This window comes from Streptomyces sp. NPDC033180 (assembly GCF_055577645.1).
The window spans coordinates 150,451-165,689 of the sequence record NZ_JBVIPU010000016.1 but is presented as its reverse complement, the minus strand read 5'-3'; the positions used below and the strand labels follow the sequence as shown (position 1 = coordinate 165,689).

Genomic DNA, 15,239 nt, shown 5'->3' with positions numbered 1-15,239 from the left:
CCGGCCGCACTCGGTTCAGCTAGCTCAGGCCCGCGACGGTCGTGCGGACCTTGGAGATGATCTCGGCCGGGATCGGCGCGTAGTCGTTCTCCTTGAGGACGTTCTGGCCGTCCTCGCTGGCGATGTAGGTCAGGAAGGACTTGGTCGCGGCGAGGGTCTCGGCCTTGTTGCCCTTCTCGCAGAGGACCTCGTACGTCACCAGGGTGATCGGGTACGCGCCCTCGGCGGTGGGCTTGTAGTTGAGCTCCAGGGCGAGGTCGTTGCCCTTGCCGACGACCTTGGCCTCGGAGATGGCCTTGGAGGCGTTGTCGACGGTGGCCTTCACCGGCTCCTTGGCGTCGGTCTTCAGGTCGACCGTCTTGATGCCGTCGGAGGCGTAGGAGAGCTCGAAGTAGGAGATGGCGCCGGCGGTCTGCTTGACCTGGCCCGCGACACCGGAGGAGCCGTTGGCGGACTGTCCGCCCTTGGCCTCCCAGGACTTGCCGGGCTCGTGCGACCAGGCGGAGGGCGCCGCGCCCTTGAGGTACTTGGTGAAGTTGTCCGTGGTGCCGGACTCGTCCGAGCGGTGGAACGCCTGGATCTTGGTGCCGGGGAGCTTGGTGTCCGGGTTCAGCTTCTTGATGGCCTTGTCGTCCCAGGTCTTGATCTTGTCGTCGAAGATCTTGGCGAGGGTCTCGGCGTCCAGAACGAGGTTGTCCACGCCGGGCACGTTGTAGCCGACGGCGATCGGGCCGCCGACCATCGGCAGGTCGATGGCCTGGCTGTTCTTGCAGACCTTCTTCGACGCCGCGATCTCCTCGGGCTTCAGCGCCGAGTCGGAGCCCGCGAAGGCGGTCTGGCCCTGCATGAACGCGGTGATGCCGGCGCCGGAACCCGTCGGGTTGTAGTTCAGCTGAACGTCCTTGCAGGCGGTCGAGTAGACCTTGCGCCAGGCGTCGATCGCGTTCTTCTGCGCGGACGAACCGGAGGCCGCGAGCTGACCCTTGGCGTCATCGCACTTGATGTTGGCGTTGGCGGTGGACTCCTTGCCGGTGCCCCCGCTGCCACCGCTCGTGTCGTCGGAGCCGCACGCCGTGAGGGCCAGGGCGCCGGAGACGGCGATGGCGCCGAGGGAGAGGGCGCGGAGCCGGTTCTTGCGCTGAAGCTTCACTTTCGGGTTTTCCTTCCGGGAGCCGCCGGCCCTTTGCTGGCGGCGTGCGAGGTCTTCGTCTTCGTTGCGGTCTTACGGTCTTACGTCGTCTTGTAAGGCTGAAATTAGGCAGGGCAGGTGAAGCGGCCGATGGGCATGAGTGAACGGGGGGTGAACCTCGGAGGGCGGCCTGGTTAGGCGGCGTGCTACGGAAAGTAGCGGATCGATCACGCAGGGTTCAGTACCCCGAGCAGAGCGTCGACAAGCTGCTGGTCGCGGGGTTGCGTGAGGCGGTTGCGGGCCGCCGTCGGCGAGAGCCAGAGGATGCGGTCGACCTCGTTGTTGGGCGTGAAGTGGCCGTCCGCCGCCTCCGCCGCCCAGTAGCTGACCTCCTTGGGGCGCCCCTGGGCCAGGTAGCGGACCGTGGGGAGCCGGGCGCCTGGGGTGCAGCGGTGGCCGGTCTCCTCCTCGACCTCGCGCAGGGCGCCCGCGAGGGGCGTCTCGGAGCGCTTCAGCTTGCCCTTGGGGTGCGACCAGTCGTCGTACTTCGGACGGTGGACCAGGCATATCTCCAGGCGGCCGTCGTGAGGGGAGTGGCGCCACAGGACGCAGCCCGCGGCCCGGACGACCTCGTCCCTGTCGGGTGTCATGGCGTGCTCACCGCCTCCGTCTCGCGGAGCCAGGCCTGGTGGAACGCGAAGCGGGCCGCCTCCACCTCGTGGCGCTGGTCGGCGTGCAGAACGCCGAGTGCGTACGCCGTCGCCGGGGCGATGCGGGCGGTACGGGCGGCAGAGGCCGCGGCTGATGCGGCGTCCGCGGCCTCGCGGTGGCGGTCCAGGGCGTGGCCGGCCTCCGCGAGGCGCAGGTCCCCGCCGGGGCCCGGGGTGAGGACTTCCTGGGCGTACCTGTGCAGGCGCAGGAGGGCGCGGGTCTTCAGCCAGGGGGCGTCCTGGGCCTCGGGGGCCTCGGCCGCCGCGAGGCCGTGCGTCAGGGCTTCCGCGTTGTACGGGTGGCCTGCCTGGCCGAGGGGGAGGGCGGCGACGGCTTCGGCGAGGTTCTCCTCTGCGGTTGTGGCCAGGGGTTTCAGGTCCTCCGCGTTGTTGCCTCTGAGAGGGACCTCGCTGGCGAGCACCGCCACGTTGTCCGCCACCGCGTGGAAGCGGGAGGAGCCGAAGGCCTGGAGGGCGGTGGAGTGGGCCCGCGTGCGGGCGAGGGTCAGCTGGCGCTCCAGGAGTGCTGCGGCCTTGGCTGCGCCCACTGTCAGGCCCCTCGGAGTTCCCCCCTGTTCATCGGCCCCCTGCGGTGTGGTGGGCTGTGCCCACCCTCCCCCACTCTCGGCTGCGCTCGAGCGGGGGGACCCCCATCGCCGTGCGGAACGCCTGCCCACAGCCGGGACGGCTGCATGATCCGTGGGCATCGGCACCCCCGGCGTGCCCGAAAGGCGGTGCAGTGCGTCCAGGAGGCGGTCCAAGCGGGTCGCGTACGCGTGTTCGCGGGCCAATGTGCCGGAGAGCCACGCCAGTTCGGGGCGCAGTCCCGACGCCCACTCCTGGTCAAGGAGCGGACGGAAGGTGTGCAGGGTGCCGCCGATGCGGCGGGCCGCGCGGCGCAGGGCGCGTGCCGCCTCCAGGGACGCCTCCGCGCCCTGTGCGTCCGTCGACGACTCGCGGTGCAGCCGAAGCGAGCGCAGGAACTCCGTGGCCTGGCCCTGCAGATAGCCCGACAGGACATCGCCTGTCGTCGTCTCATGGTTTAGCTGTGCCACGCCGGCGCCTCCGGGCGTCTATGAGCATCTCCTGTACGTTCCGCAGGGGCTGGCCCTCCGGGTCCAGCGCGTGCCGGGTCCAGTTGCCGTCCGCGCCCAGGTGCCAGGAGGCGGTGGTGTCCGACATTCCGGTCTCCAGGAGCCGGTTCAGCGTCGCCCGGTGTGCCGGGTCGGTGACCCTGACCAGCGCCTCGATACGGCGGTCGAGATTGCGGTGCATCATGTCGGCGCTGCCTACCCACACCTCGGGCTCGCCCGCGTTGCCGAAGGCGAAGACGCGGGAGTGCTCCAGGAAGCGGCCGAGAACGGAACGGACCCGGATCGTCTCCGAGAGCCCGGCGACGCCGGGCCGCACGGCACAGATCCCGCGCACCCACACGTCCACCGGCACGCCCGCCTGCGACGCGCGGTAGAGCGAGTCCACGACCGCCTCGTCGACCATCGAGTTGACCTTGATGCGTACGTAGGCCGGGCGGCCCGCGCGGTGGTGCTGTATTTCCTTGTCGATGCGTGAAATGAGCCCGTCACGCAGGGACTTGGGGGCCACGAGCAGGCGGCGGTAGGTCTCGCGGCGCGAGTATCCGGAGAGCCTGTTGAAGAGGTCGGACAGGTCGGCGCCCACCTCCTGCTTGGCGGTGAGCAGCCCCAGGTCCTCGTAGAGACGAGCCGTCTTGGGGTGGTAGTTGCCCGTGCCGACGTGGGAGTAGCGGACCAGCGTCTCGCCCTCCTGGCGGACGACGAGCGACAGCTTGCAGTGCGTCTTCAGGCCGACCAGGCCGTAGACGACGTGGCAGCCCGCCTCCTCCAGCTTCCGCGCCCACTTGATGTTCGCCTGCTCGTCGAAGCGCGCCTTGATCTCGACCAGTACGAGCACCTGCTTGCCCGACTCGGCGGCGTCGATCAGGGCGTCGACTATGGGGGAGTCGCCGGACGTGCGGTACAGCGTCTGCTTGATCGCGAGGACGTCCGGGTCGGCTGCCGCCTGCTCCAGGAAGGCCTGCACGGACGTGGAGAACGAGTCGTACGGGTGGTGCAGAAGTACGTCGCGTTCGCGAAGGGCGGCGAAGATGTCCGGCGCGGACGCCGACTCCACCTCGGCGAGGTCGCGGTGCGTGCCCGCGATGAACTTCGGGTACTTCAGCTCTGGCCGGTCCAGGGCCGCGATGCCGAAGAGCCCGGTCAGGTCGAGCGGGCCCGGCAGCGGGTAGACCTCGGCCTCGCTGATCTTCAGCTCGCGTACGAGGAGGTCCAGGACGTTCCTGTCGATGGACTCCTCGACCTCCAGGCGCACCGGCGGCCCGAAGCGGCGCCGCATGAGCTCCTTCTCCAGGGCCTGGAGGAGGTTCTCGGCGTCGTCCTCCTCCACCTCCAGATCCTCGTTCCGGGTGAGCCGGAACATGTGGTGCTCCTGGATCTCCATGCCCGGGAACAGCTCCGCGAGGTGCGCGGGAGCGGCGATGACGTCCTCGATGGGGACGTACCGCTGGGGGGAGGCCTCAAGGAAGCGGGAGAGCAGCGGCGGAACCTTCACACGTGCGAAGTGGGTGTGTCCTGACACCGGGTTGCGCACGACCACGGCGAGGTTGAGCGAGAGCCCTGAGATGTACGGGAAGGGGTGCGCGGGGTCCACGGCCAGCGGGGTCAGGACGGGGAAGATCTGCTGCCGGAAGAGCGTGAAGAGGCGGGACTGCTCCTTCTCGGTCAGCTCGTTCCAGCGGACCAGGTGGATGCCCTCGTCGGCGAGGCCGGGGGCGACGTCCTCCTGGTAGCAGGCGGCGTGCCGGGCCATGAGCTCGCGGGAGCGGTTCCAGATCAGTTCCAGGACCTCGCGGGGCTGCAGGCCCGAGGCCGAACGGGTGGCGACGCCGGTCGCGATGCGCCGCTTCAGTCCTGCCACCCGGACCATGAAGAACTCGTCCAGGTTCGAGGCGAAGATCGCCAGGAAATTGGCCCGTTCGAGGAGCGGGGTGTTCGGGTCCTCGGCGAGCTCGAGAACGCGCTCGTTGAAGGCCAGCCAGCTGCGCTCCCGGTCCAGGAAACGGCCCTGCGGAAGCTCCTGGCCGTCGTGTCCTACCTGGCCGTCCTCGTCGTACGCGTCGAGATCCGCGTCGATGTCGGGGTCGAGGTCGGAGACCGCGGCCGACAGGGTGTGCGGGCGGTGCGCGGCGATGGAGCCTACGGAGGGCTGGGCGTGCTGGACCTGACCTTGGGTGCTGGGCTGGCTCATGGACCCATTCTTCCGCGCGGGGGGCACGATAGGCGCGTCGGAGAGTGCCGGGGTGAGGACGAGCTTCCCGTTCATGGGGGGAGGGTCGGGCACGGCGGGCTGCATTGAGCGAGGGTCGCAAGCCAGTCTGAATCACTGGTTACGGCGACATGACGTGCGGGACATGTGCCGGAGTCCCCCGGACGTCCACACGTCCGGGGGCGGTGCGCAACTCAGGCGGCGCGGCGTCGGAGCACGCGGAATGCGGCGTACGTTGCCGCTGCGGCGAGGGCGAGGACGATGCCGGTCTCGATCAACTGGACGTACCAGAAGTGGGAATGGGGGTGGAATTCGGCGAACCAGCCGGTGATCTTGGTGTCGGTGGGGCAGGGGAAGTCAGCCATTTGATCGGAGGAGCACTGCGCGGCGACGAAGCGCTCACCGGCGGCGTTGTGCACCCCCATGTCCATGATCAGAGAGTCCAGGGGGAGTCCGTGCATCGTGTAACCCGTGATCGTGCCCGACGCGGGCCCCGAGATCGTGTCCACCGGGAACAGATGCCAGCGCAGATTGCCCAGGCCGAACAGGACACCACCAGTGACCAGGCCCGTGAGGGACATGGCGGGCAGTGTCCGGCGCACGAGCAACCCGGTGAGCGCCCCGACGGCCACGGCGAGCAGGGAGTACGCGATCAGCGCGGGGCCCGTCGTCTCGTAGACGCCCCGCTCGCTCCAGGAGAGGTTCCAGCGCCCCAGGATGCCGGAGGCGCCGAGCTGGAAGACGCCCATGAGGGCGAGCGTCCCGGCGACGCCGACGGTCGCGGCCACCGTCAGTTTCGAGGCGAGCCAGCGCGCCGGGGTGACCGACTGGGACCAGGCGAGCCGGTGCAGTCCGGACTCCATCTCGCGGCCGACCATCGGGCCCGCGACGAAGGCGCCGATCAGGAGGGGGAGCACGAGCAGTCCCTTGGACGTCTTCCGCGTGAACTCGTTCAGCAGGTCCTGGGCGCTCGCGAAGCCGAGGAAGGCGTTCTCGCAGGGGCCTGCCCCGCAGCCGTCCAGCGTCTGCGGGTAGGCCGCGGCAGCCCACCGGAAGAAACCGGTCAGCGCCGCCGCGAGCAAGACGAGGCCGAGCCCCGTCCACAGCGCGCCGCGGTGCAGCCGGACGTCCGCCCAGCGGGAGCCGCGCAGGAGGGGGGCGCTCATGCCGTCACCTCGCGCTGAAGCTCGGCGGGCGCGGTGCTCGGCGTGAGGAGTGCCGGGGCCTCCGGCGAGCGGAGATGGGCCAGCAACAGTTCCTCCAGGGACGGTTCTTCGACGTCCCAGCCTTCGTCGACCGGGCCGTCCGGGCGGATCAGCGCGGTCAGGCCGCGCCCGGTGGCGCGGGACTCGACGACGGTGTGCGGGGCGAGGTCCTCGACGGGGCGGCGCCCGGTGACCAGGGCGTGCGCCGAGACGAGGTCGTCGATGCCGCCGCCGAGCCGGACCCGGCCGCCGGACACCAGGAGCAAGTGGTCGCAGGACTCGGCGAGTTCTCCCACGATGTGCGAGGACATCACCACGGTGGTCCCGTGCTCGGCGGCCTCGGCCATCAGCGTCCCCATCAGCTGATGCCGGGCGAGCGGGTCCAGGTCGGCCATCGGTTCGTCCAGGAGCAGGAGTTCGGCGCGCTTGCCGAGCGCGAGGGCGAGCGCGACGCGGGTGCGCTGGCCTCCGGAGAGCGTTCGCACGCGCAGCTTCGGGTCCAAGTCCCCTTCGCGTACGACACGTTCGGCGATGGCGGGGTCCCAGCGCCCAGGGTTCAGCTCGGCGCCGAGCCGCAGGGTGTCGGCGATGCTGAGCTGCGGATAGAGCGGCTTGTCCTGGGCGACGTACGCGATGCGTTCGCGCGCGGCGGCCGGGTCGGTGCCGAGCACGGTGAGCGCGCCCTCGGTGGGCCTCAGGAGCCCGGCGGCCAGAGTGAGCAGCGTCGACTTGCCCGCGCCGTTGGGCCCGACGACCGCGCAGATCCGCCCGGCGGGCAGCCGGAAGGAGCAGTCGAGCAGGGCGTGGCCCCGCCGCCCGTAACTCTTGGCGAGCGAGGCCGCCTCGATGGCGGTGTCGGTCATGCGTGGTCCCCCTTGGTTGCGTGTTCTGGGCGCTCGGTGTGCTCGGAGCGCGTGAACTGCTCTTCGAGTACGGCGCTGAACAGCGCCGCGACGTCGTCCCTCTCCAGACCGGATGCACGGGCACGGGCGGCCCACTGGCTCAGCTCTCCGCGCAGCGGGGAGTCGGTGGGCGTGGAGCCCAGTGACCTCCGCACGAAGGTGCCGAGACCGCGGCGGGCCTCGACCAGGCCCTCGCGTTCCAGTTCGCGGTAGGCCTTCAGGACCGTGTTCGGGTTGATGGCCGTCGCCTCGACGACCTCACGGGCCGTCGGCAGCTTGTCGCCCGGCTCCAGCAGGCCCAGGCGAAGGGCCTGCTGGGTCTGCTGGACGATCTGGAGATAGGTGGCGACGCCGCTGCGCCGGTCGATACGGAACTCGACCATGCCCTTGCACCACCCTTTCACTAATTGAGTAGTGAAAGGGTGGTGCAAGGGGGCCGTTCCGTCAAGAGGTATCTGATCTTGTAAGGTCTGCCGCTCAGCATTGACGTGAACACGTATGGAAAGTCGGGGGACTTACCTTGTCCATGCCTCCGCCGCCTCACGGCGGCTATCAACAGCCTCAAGCGCCGTACGGCCAGCAGCCGTACCAGGGCCAGCAGCCGTACCAGGGCCAGCCGCAACAGCCCTACGGTCAGCAGCAGTTCGCACCGCAGCAGCCCTATCAGCCCCAGCAGCCGCAGCCCCAGCCTCAGCGCCCGCGCGGTGGTGGCGGCTCGTTCAACCGGCAGTCACCCCTGATGAAGGTGGTGACGCTGCTCATCGCCGCCGTCGTCGCGGGCGTCTGGTGGTACAGCAGCCGGGGCAACACCACGAGCCCCGTCAGCAAGCCCGGATCGTCCGCGAACGAGCCCGCGGTCACCGAGGCCGGCGACTGCGTGCGGAACGAGGGGTCCGACAGCAGCCCGGACATGGAGACCGTCGACTGCTCCGGCGCGTCGGCGGAGTACAAGGTCACGAGCACGCACGAGGCCCAGTGCGAGCCCGGCGAGTCCCGCTACGAGCAGACGCGGCGCGGCCGGGTGCAGTACAGCATGTGCCTGGAGCCGCTCTCCCCGAAGTAGCCGAGCGGCCAGGTGGATGTGGACGGGGCGCCCCCCTCGGGGAACGCCCCGTCACGGGGCTATGACTCCGTGCGGTACATCAGGTCCGTCTCGTGCGTGGTGAACCCCAGTCGTTCGTAGACGCTCACCGCCGCCTTGTTGTCCGCGTCCACGTACAGCATCGCGGTCGGCAGTCCCGCCCCGGCCAGGTGGTTCAGGCCGATGGTCGTCAGTGCCTTGCCGAGGCCGCCGCCCTGCGCGCCGGAGCGCACCCCGAGGACGTACACCTCGCCGAGGCCCTCGTCCGCGTGCACCTTGGTCCAGTGGAAGCCGACGAGCTCGCCGTCCTTCTCCGCCAGGAAGAAGCCCTGCGGGTCGAACCACGGCTCGGCCTTGCGGTCGTCCAGGTCGCGCTGGGTGAGCGAGCCCTGCTCGGGGTGGTGGGCGAAGGCGTCCGCGTTCACCGCGAGCCAGGCCGCGTCGTCGTCGCCGGGGACGAAGGGGCGCACGGAGACACCCTCGGGGAGGACGGGCTCGGGCAGGTCGAGGTCGCCCAACGGCCTGCGCATCTGGCGCAGTTCACGGAAGAGGGTGAGACCAAGGACCTGGGCGAGGTGCCGGGCCGCCGAGTGTCCGCCGTGCGCCCAGATCCGCAGCCGCCGCCCGGACTCGGCGAGCAGCGCGGTGCCCAGCGCCCTGCCGTGCCCGCTCCCGCGGTGCGCGGGGTGCACGACGAGCTCGGCGGCCGGCGCCTCGATGGGGTCGGTGTCCTCCAGCTGCGCGTACCCGACGAGCTCGTCGCCGAGGGTGAGCAGCAGATGCCGCACTCCCTCCCGCGCCCCTCCCCGCAGTTGCAGCCGCCCCTGCTCGGACACGGCCTGCTGGCCGTCCGAGCGGGCCGCTTCCGCGAGGAGCCCGAGCACGGCGTCGGCCCGGTCGGATGTGAGGTCGGCGACGGTGTCGATCTGCCGCAGGGTGGCGGGAGGCTGCTGCTCGTCAGTCATGGAGTCGAGGGTACGGCGGCGGCCGGTCGAGGAGCAGATCACCGACGTACTCGAGGTCCGCGGGGGAGTGCACGACGGCGCACGCGCCCTTGTCGCCGCACCCGGCCGGCCTCGCCCCCGTGCACCATCACGCTTGTCCCAAGTGTCCGCAACGTTCCCACGCGGCCTCCGTCGGCAACCACCTCGTAACCCGTAACCCCCTGTCGCGCTACGCGCGTTGACTTTAGGCTGCGCGTTGTCTCACACCCTCAGTCGTCTCACACCTTTCCCAGGGGGACACGTGCCAGCCACTCCTCAGTTGCGTCGGCCCAGACGCCGCGCCACCCGTGTGCTCGCCGCCGCGGCCTCTCTCGCCACGCTCGGTGCGCTGGCCGCCGCGCTGCCCGCGAACGCCGGGCAGGCCTCCGGGCAGGACGCGGCGGGCAAGAAGCGCACCGTCGACGTGCAGCTGCTGTCCTTCAACGACTTCCACGGCAATCTGCAGCCGCCGGCCGGATCGTCGGGCCAGGTGACGGAGAAGCAGCCCGACGGGACCGAGAAGAAGATCGACGCGGGCGGTGCCGAGTACCTCGCCACGTCCCTTCGTACGGCCCGCAAGGGCAACCCCTACAGCGTCACGGCGGCGGCCGGTGACCTGATAGGCGCGAGCCCGCTCCTGTCGGGCCTCTTCCACGACGAGCCGACGGTCGAGGCGATGAACAAGCTCGACCTCGACGTCACCAGCGTCGGGAACCACGAGTTCGACGAGGGGGCCAAGGAGCTGGCCCGTATGCAGAAGGGCGGCTGTCACCCCAAGGACGGCTGCTTCGAGAAGGGCAAGAAGTTCAAGGGGGCGAACTACCCCTACCTCGCGGCCAACGTGACCGACGAGAAGACCGACAAGCCCATCCTCAAGCCGTACTGGGTGTGGAAGAACAAGGGCGTCAAGGTCGGCTTCATCGGGGTGACGCTGGAGGGCACGCCCGACATCGTCTCCGCCGAGGGCATCAAGGGCCTCAAGTTCCACGACGAGATCGAGACGGTCAACAAGTACGCCAAGATCCTCGACAAGCAGGGCGTGAAGTCGATCGTCACGCTCCTCCATGAGGGCGGCTCTCCCGCGTCGCAGAGCTACAACTACGACTGTGACTCCCCGGGCGCGGGCGACGGCATCTCGGGACCGATCACCGCCATCGCCAAGGGCATCACGCCCAAGGTCGACGCCCTGGTCACCGGGCACACGCACTCCGCCTACGTGTGCACCATCCCGGACCCGTCGGGCAAGCCCCGCATGGTCACGTCCGCCTCGTCCTACGGGAAGCTCTACACGGACACGACGCTCACGTACGACCGGAAGACGAAGGACATCGTCCGTACGAGCGTGAAGTCCGCGAACCACGTCGTCAGCCGTGAGCAGGCCAAGGCCAAGGACATGACCTCGCTCATCGGGCGCTGGAACAAGCTGGCCGAGCCTGTCGCCAACAAGCCCGTCGGCTTCATCTCCGCCGACATCCCCGGCCGTGGCGCCACCACCCCGGAGGCGCCGCTCGGCGACCTGATCGCGGACGCGCAGCTGGCGCACGGCAAGTCGCTCGATCCGGAGACGGATCTCGCGCTGATGAACCCGGGCGGCATCCGCTCCGACCTCGTCCACAAGGCGAGCGGGAGCGAGGGTGACGGGGTGGTGACGTACGGCGAGGGCTTCACCGTGCAGCCGTTCAGCAACACGGTCAATCTCGTCGACCTGACCGGCGCGCAGCTGATCACCGGCCTCAAGCAGCAGGTCAGCGGGTCGAACGAGGCATCTCCGAAGATTCTGCAGATCTCGGACGGCCTCACGTACACGCTGGACATGACGAAGTCCGGCGCTGATCGTGTCGTGACGGACTCGATCAAGCTGGGCGGCAAGGCGATCGATCCGGCCACCACGTACCGTGTGGCGATGAACTCCTTCCTGGCGGGCGGCGGCGACGGCTTCGCCGAGCTCGGCAAGGGCACGAAGCCGCTGGTCGGCAGCGACGACCTGAAGGCATTCAACGACTACCTGACCGCCAACTCCTCGGCGGACAAGCCGATCGCGCCGCCCAAGGCGGACAGGATCACCATCGTGAAGTGAATGACGCGTTAACAGACGCGCTCAGAAGGTGGCCTAAATCGGTGGTTACTGGGCGTAAGGCTTGGGGCGGGGTGTGAACGTATGGTGAAATCAGCTGATGCGTTCCCCCCACCGCATAGCCACGCTTCCGCCCGATCACAACCAGGCTAATCCGTCTGATGGTTGGCACGCCGCATCGGTTCCCCCAGAAGCATCAGCAGCACCCTCGGCAGCACCTGAGTCAGGCGCGGAGACGACCGCTCCGCTCAATCCGTACGACGAGCTCGGCGCCCTCGCGGGACCGAACCCGCTGGAGGACTTCCTCCGCGAGACCGACGACGAGGCCGACGACGAGGCCGAGACCGGGGCGGGCAAGGGTGACGCGCCCTGGCAGCCTCCGAACCACCGCCGCGGCAACCGTCGCCGCCGCAACCGCTTCGCCGGACTCCCGCTCGCGGGGAAAGCCGTCGTCGCCCTCGTGGTCCTCGCCGCCTTCCTCGCGCTCGGTGACCGCTGGGCCCTGCTCTACGCCGAGCACGAGGCCGCGGAGAAGCTCAAGGACTCCATGCACCTGAGCGCCGCGCCCGAGGTCGACATCGAGGGCTTCCCCTTCCTGACCCAGGTCCTCGACAAGCGCGTGGACAAGGTCAAGGTCACCGTCCCGGACGTCGCGGCCGACCGGATCTCGCTCGCCCAGGTCTCCGCCACCGCCGAGGACGTGACGATCACCGGCGACGGGCCCACCGACATCAAGGGCGCCCTCATCCGCGAGATGAAGGGCGAGGTGCTGCTCTCCTTCGACGACCTGAACCGTGAACTGGGCGCGTCCCAGGTCACGTTCACCGGCCACGGCCGCGACCAGGTCCTCGCTCGCGGCACCCTGCCCGTCGCGGGCCACGACCTGAAGCTGCGCGCCGACGCCCGCATCCAGCGCAACGGCGAGCGCGGCATCTCCACCGACATCGGCAGGATGAGCCTGCAGATCGGTGACCTGGCGACCTACCGCCCCGGCACCCGCGAGTCCGAGGGCCTGCACCTCAGCAAGGACTCCGCGGACCGCCTCGCCGAGGAGACCGCCAAGGCCAAGGCGCTGCTCTCCGTGCCGTCGATCGTCAAGCGGCTCGGGGTGCCGGACTCGGTGGTCAGCGGCGCCCTGAAGAGCGACACCAAGCTGCACGACCTCGTCGGATCGCCGCGCTTCATCAACGACGTGATGGGCCTGAACCTCATCGACGTCGCGATGGGCCACCCCGAGCTCCTGAAGAAGCTGGGCCTCGACCCGGCGCTCCTCAAGGGGCTCTCCCAGCTCACCCGCCCCGTCCTCGCCGACCGCCTCACGCTCGCCTTCCAGCTGCCGAAGCTGCCGGGCAAGGGGAACGTGTGGCTGCAGGACGTGAGCGTGCAGAAGGACGGTATCCGGGTGCGTCTCACCGGTACGGGGCTCAGCATCGGCAAGTAGGTCACGCCGTGGCGGGGGGTGGGGTGGGCGCTCCCGGCAGGCTGACCGTCGCCACCGTCCCGCCGCCATCGGCGGGCCGGAGCGCCACCTGGCCGCCGGACTGGTGCACGGTGCGGGCCACGATGGACAGGCCGAGGCCCGATCCGGGGAGGCTGCGGGCCGACGGGGAACGCCAGAACCGGTCGAAGACGTACGGGAGCTCGTCGGTGGGGATGCCGGGGCCGTGGTCGCGGACGGTCAGCGCGCCGTCCCTCAGGGCCACCTCGACGGCGGAGCCGGGGGGCCCGAACTTCACCGCGTTGTCCAGGATGTTCACGATGGCCCGCTCCAGGGTCGGGGGCTCAGCGCGTACGTACCAGGGGGCGAGGTCCGCGGTGAACGTCAGCTCGGGCCCGCGCAGACGCGCCCGCTCCAGGGCGGCCTCCACGACCTCGTGCAGGGCGATGACCTGCACCTTGCCGGCCTGTCCGCTGTCCGTGCGCGACAACTCCTGCAAGTCCCCGATCAGCGCGGCCAGTTCGGTCATCTGTGCCGTGACGGAGGAAAGCAGGGCCTTGCGGTCGTCGGGCGGGATGGCCCGGCCGGTGTCCTCGCTGCGGGCGAGCAGCTCGATGTTCGTACGGAGCGAGGTGAGGGGGGTGCGGAGCTCGTGCCCGGCGTCGGCGATGAGCTGCTGCTGGAGGTCGCGGGACGAGGCGAGGGAGGCGGTCATGGAGTTGAAGGAGCGGGAGAGGCGGGCGATCTCGTCGTCGCCGTCCGCGGGAATGCGGAGGTCCAGGTCCTCCGTGCGGGCCACGTGCTCGACGGCCGCGGTCAGCTCGTCCACGGGGCGGAGGCCGGCGCGGGCCACCCACAGGCCGGCGGCGCCCGCGCCGATGACGCCGATTCCGGCGACGACGGTGAGGACCAGGGTGAGATTGCCGAGGGTGTCGTCGACCTCGCTCAGAGGGCGGGCGACAGTCACCGCGAGGCCCTGCCCCTGCGGGGAGTCCAGGGGATAGGTGAGGGCGCGGTACGAGGCACCGTTGGACGTCGTGGCGTTGCGGGACACCTCGCCGGACTGGTGCCGGGCGACCGCGGTGTCCTCATCCGTGACCTTGAGGGACTGGCCGAGGATGGAGCAGCTGTTGCCGTTCCGGTCGACCACCTGGATCGTCGACTTGGCCAGGTCGGTGTTGTTCCGGTTGGGCACCCCCGGCAGGCAACGCCCGTCCTCGTCGATCAGGCTCAACACATCGATGGCCCTGGGGCGATTGGCGCTCAGCGAGTCGTCCAGGGAGTTCACGAGCACGTTGCGTACGACGAACCAGCAGGCCACGGCACTCGCGGCGACCGCGACCGCGACAGCGGCCGTGACCAGCAGCGCCAGCCGCGACCGCAGCGGCAGCGAGCGCAGCCGCCGGAGCATCCTGTTCACTCGCCGCCCCGCAACACATACCCCACACCCCGCACCGTATGAACGAGCCGAGGCTCGCCCCCGGCCTCCGTCTTGCGGCGCAGGTACATGACGTACACGTCGAGGGAGTTGGAGGAGGGCTCGAAGTCGAAGCCCCAGACCGCCTTCAGGATCTGCTCCCGCGTGAGCACCTGACGCGGATGCGCGAGGAACATCTCAAGAAGGGTGAATTCCGTGCGGGTCAGCTCCACCGTGCGCGCCCCGCGAGTGACCTCACGCGTCGCCAGGTCCATCCGCAGGTCGCCGAAGGCCAGCGTGTCGCCCTCCTCGGCCCGGCCCGCGCCGGCGGCGTACGAGCTGCGGCGCAGGAGCGCCCGGATACGGGCGAAGAGTTCGTCGAGCTCGAACGGCTTGACCAGGTAGTCGTCGGCACCCGCGTCGAGCCCCGTGACGCGGTCGCCCACGGTGTCGCGCGCGGTGAGCATCAGGATGGGCGTCACGGAGCCCGTCGCGCGCAGCCGCCGCGCGGCGGTGAGGCCGTCCATGCGGGGCATCTGGATGTCGAGGACGACGAGGTCGGGGCGGTAGGCCGCCGCCTTCTCCAGCGCGTCGGCGCCGTCGACGGCGACCTCCGCGCCGTACCCCTCGAAGGCGAGACTGCGCTGCAGTGCCTCCCGCACGGCGGGCTCGTCGTCGACGATCAGGATGCGCAGCTGTTCGCGGTCGCCTTCGGCGGGGCTCATCGGCTTGGTACTTCCTCGGGTACGGAGTGGTGGACGGGGCCGCTATCAGCCTCGCACGCGCGCGCGGGGCTTGCGGCGTGCGGCGGGCCGGGGCGGCGCCTGGGCCGCGGCCACCTCCGGGGCGCGGGCCGCGGTGGCGCCGTGCAGTTCACCGGCCACGGCGAGGGGGAGGCCGAGGCCCGCCGGGTCGGTGTCCGGGCGGCCCCAGCCGATGGTGACGGCGAGGGCGTGCCGGGCGCGGTGGACGGTGATGGTCGGTCCGGACATGGGGGCCT

The 15,239-nt window shown here is 70.2% G+C and carries 14 protein-coding genes; 3 read left to right on the top strand and 11 right to left on the bottom strand.

Annotation, left to right across the window (positions count from 1 at the left end):
* Positions 1 to 19 precede the first annotated feature (19 nt).
* From pstS to ACZ5WE_RS32355, 7 genes are all read right to left on the bottom strand, one after another.
* Complete coding sequence (gene pstS, locus ACZ5WE_RS32385) at positions 20 to 1,150, bottom strand: phosphate ABC transporter substrate-binding protein PstS (protein ID WP_467695112.1); 1,131 nt, start codon at positions 1,148 to 1,150, stop codon at positions 20 to 22.
* A gap of 206 nt (positions 1,151 to 1,356) precedes the next feature.
* On the bottom strand, positions 1,357 to 1,779 hold the full coding sequence (locus ACZ5WE_RS32380) for an NUDIX hydrolase (RefSeq protein WP_467695114.1): 423 nt from the start codon (positions 1,777 to 1,779) through the stop codon (positions 1,357 to 1,359).
* Positions 1,776 to 2,894 (bottom strand): CHAD domain-containing protein, encoded by a 1,119-nt coding sequence (locus ACZ5WE_RS32375; RefSeq protein ID WP_467695116.1) that lies wholly within the window; start codon positions 2,892 to 2,894, stop codon positions 1,776 to 1,778. Before ACZ5WE_RS32375 ends, ACZ5WE_RS32380 begins: the two co-directional genes overlap by 4 nt.
* On the bottom strand, positions 2,875 to 5,121 hold the full coding sequence (locus ACZ5WE_RS32370) for an RNA degradosome polyphosphate kinase (RefSeq protein WP_467695118.1): 2,247 nt from the start codon (positions 5,119 to 5,121) through the stop codon (positions 2,875 to 2,877). Before ACZ5WE_RS32370 ends, ACZ5WE_RS32375 begins: the two co-directional genes overlap by 20 nt.
* A gap of 212 nt (positions 5,122 to 5,333) precedes the next feature.
* Positions 5,334 to 6,305 carry an ABC transporter permease gene (locus tag ACZ5WE_RS32365; RefSeq protein WP_467695120.1) on the bottom strand — a complete coding sequence of 324 codons (972 nt, stop codon included), beginning with the start codon at positions 6,303 to 6,305 and terminating at the stop codon, positions 5,334 to 5,336.
* Positions 6,302 to 7,207, bottom strand: coding sequence for an ABC transporter ATP-binding protein (locus ACZ5WE_RS32360; RefSeq protein ID WP_467695122.1), 906 nt, complete (start codon positions 7,205 to 7,207; stop codon positions 6,302 to 6,304). The genes ACZ5WE_RS32365 and ACZ5WE_RS32360 overlap by 4 nt, the downstream gene beginning before the upstream one ends.
* Positions 7,204 to 7,629 carry a GntR family transcriptional regulator gene (locus ACZ5WE_RS32355; protein WP_467695124.1) on the bottom strand — a complete coding sequence of 142 codons (426 nt, stop codon included), beginning with the start codon at positions 7,627 to 7,629 and terminating at the stop codon, positions 7,204 to 7,206. The genes ACZ5WE_RS32360 and ACZ5WE_RS32355 overlap by 4 nt, the downstream gene beginning before the upstream one ends.
* A 143-nt stretch (positions 7,630 to 7,772) precedes the next feature.
* Here ACZ5WE_RS32355 and ACZ5WE_RS32350 point away from each other — a divergent pair, with 143 nt between their 5' ends.
* A complete protein-coding gene (locus ACZ5WE_RS32350; RefSeq protein ID WP_467695126.1) occupies positions 7,773 to 8,309 on the top strand; it encodes an LppU/SCO3897 family protein in 537 nt (178 codons plus the stop codon).
* A 59-nt stretch (positions 8,310 to 8,368) separates the two neighbouring features.
* On the opposite strand, the gene mshD is transcribed toward ACZ5WE_RS32350, so the two are convergent.
* The gene (gene mshD, locus ACZ5WE_RS32345) at positions 8,369 to 9,292 is read right to left on the bottom strand and encodes a mycothiol synthase (RefSeq protein ID WP_467695128.1); all 924 of its coding nucleotides are present in this window, start codon (positions 9,290 to 9,292) and stop codon (positions 8,369 to 8,371) included.
* Positions 9,293 to 9,572: 280 nt separating this feature from the next.
* Between mshD and ACZ5WE_RS32340 the strand changes: the two genes are divergently transcribed.
* Complete coding sequence (locus ACZ5WE_RS32340) at positions 9,573 to 11,387, top strand: bifunctional metallophosphatase/5'-nucleotidase (RefSeq protein ID WP_467695130.1); 1,815 nt, start codon at positions 9,573 to 9,575, stop codon at positions 11,385 to 11,387.
* A 97-nt stretch (positions 11,388 to 11,484) separates the two neighbouring features.
* Positions 11,485 to 12,825, top strand: coding sequence for an LmeA family phospholipid-binding protein (locus ACZ5WE_RS32335; RefSeq protein WP_467695132.1), 1,341 nt, complete (start codon positions 11,485 to 11,487; stop codon positions 12,823 to 12,825).
* A 1-nt stretch (position 12,826) separates the two neighbouring features.
* On the opposite strand, the gene ACZ5WE_RS32330 is transcribed toward ACZ5WE_RS32335, so the two are convergent.
* Genes ACZ5WE_RS32330 through ACZ5WE_RS32320 form a run of 3 tightly spaced genes read right to left on the bottom strand, consistent with a single transcriptional unit; the run spans position 12,827 to position 15,231 of the window.
* Positions 12,827 to 14,233 carry a HAMP domain-containing sensor histidine kinase gene (locus ACZ5WE_RS32330; protein ID WP_467695257.1) on the bottom strand — a complete coding sequence of 469 codons (1,407 nt, stop codon included), beginning with the start codon at positions 14,231 to 14,233 and terminating at the stop codon, positions 12,827 to 12,829.
* 5 nt (positions 14,234 to 14,238) lie between these two features.
* Positions 14,239 to 14,964 carry a response regulator transcription factor gene (locus tag ACZ5WE_RS32325; RefSeq protein WP_467695134.1) on the bottom strand — a complete coding sequence of 242 codons (726 nt, stop codon included), beginning with the start codon at positions 14,962 to 14,964 and terminating at the stop codon, positions 14,239 to 14,241.
* Between the two features lie 45 nt (positions 14,965 to 15,009).
* Entirely contained in the window at positions 15,010 to 15,231 is a 222-nt protein-coding gene (locus ACZ5WE_RS32320; protein WP_467695136.1) for a hypothetical protein, read from the bottom strand.
* Between the last annotated feature and the right edge of the window lie 8 nt (positions 15,232 to 15,239).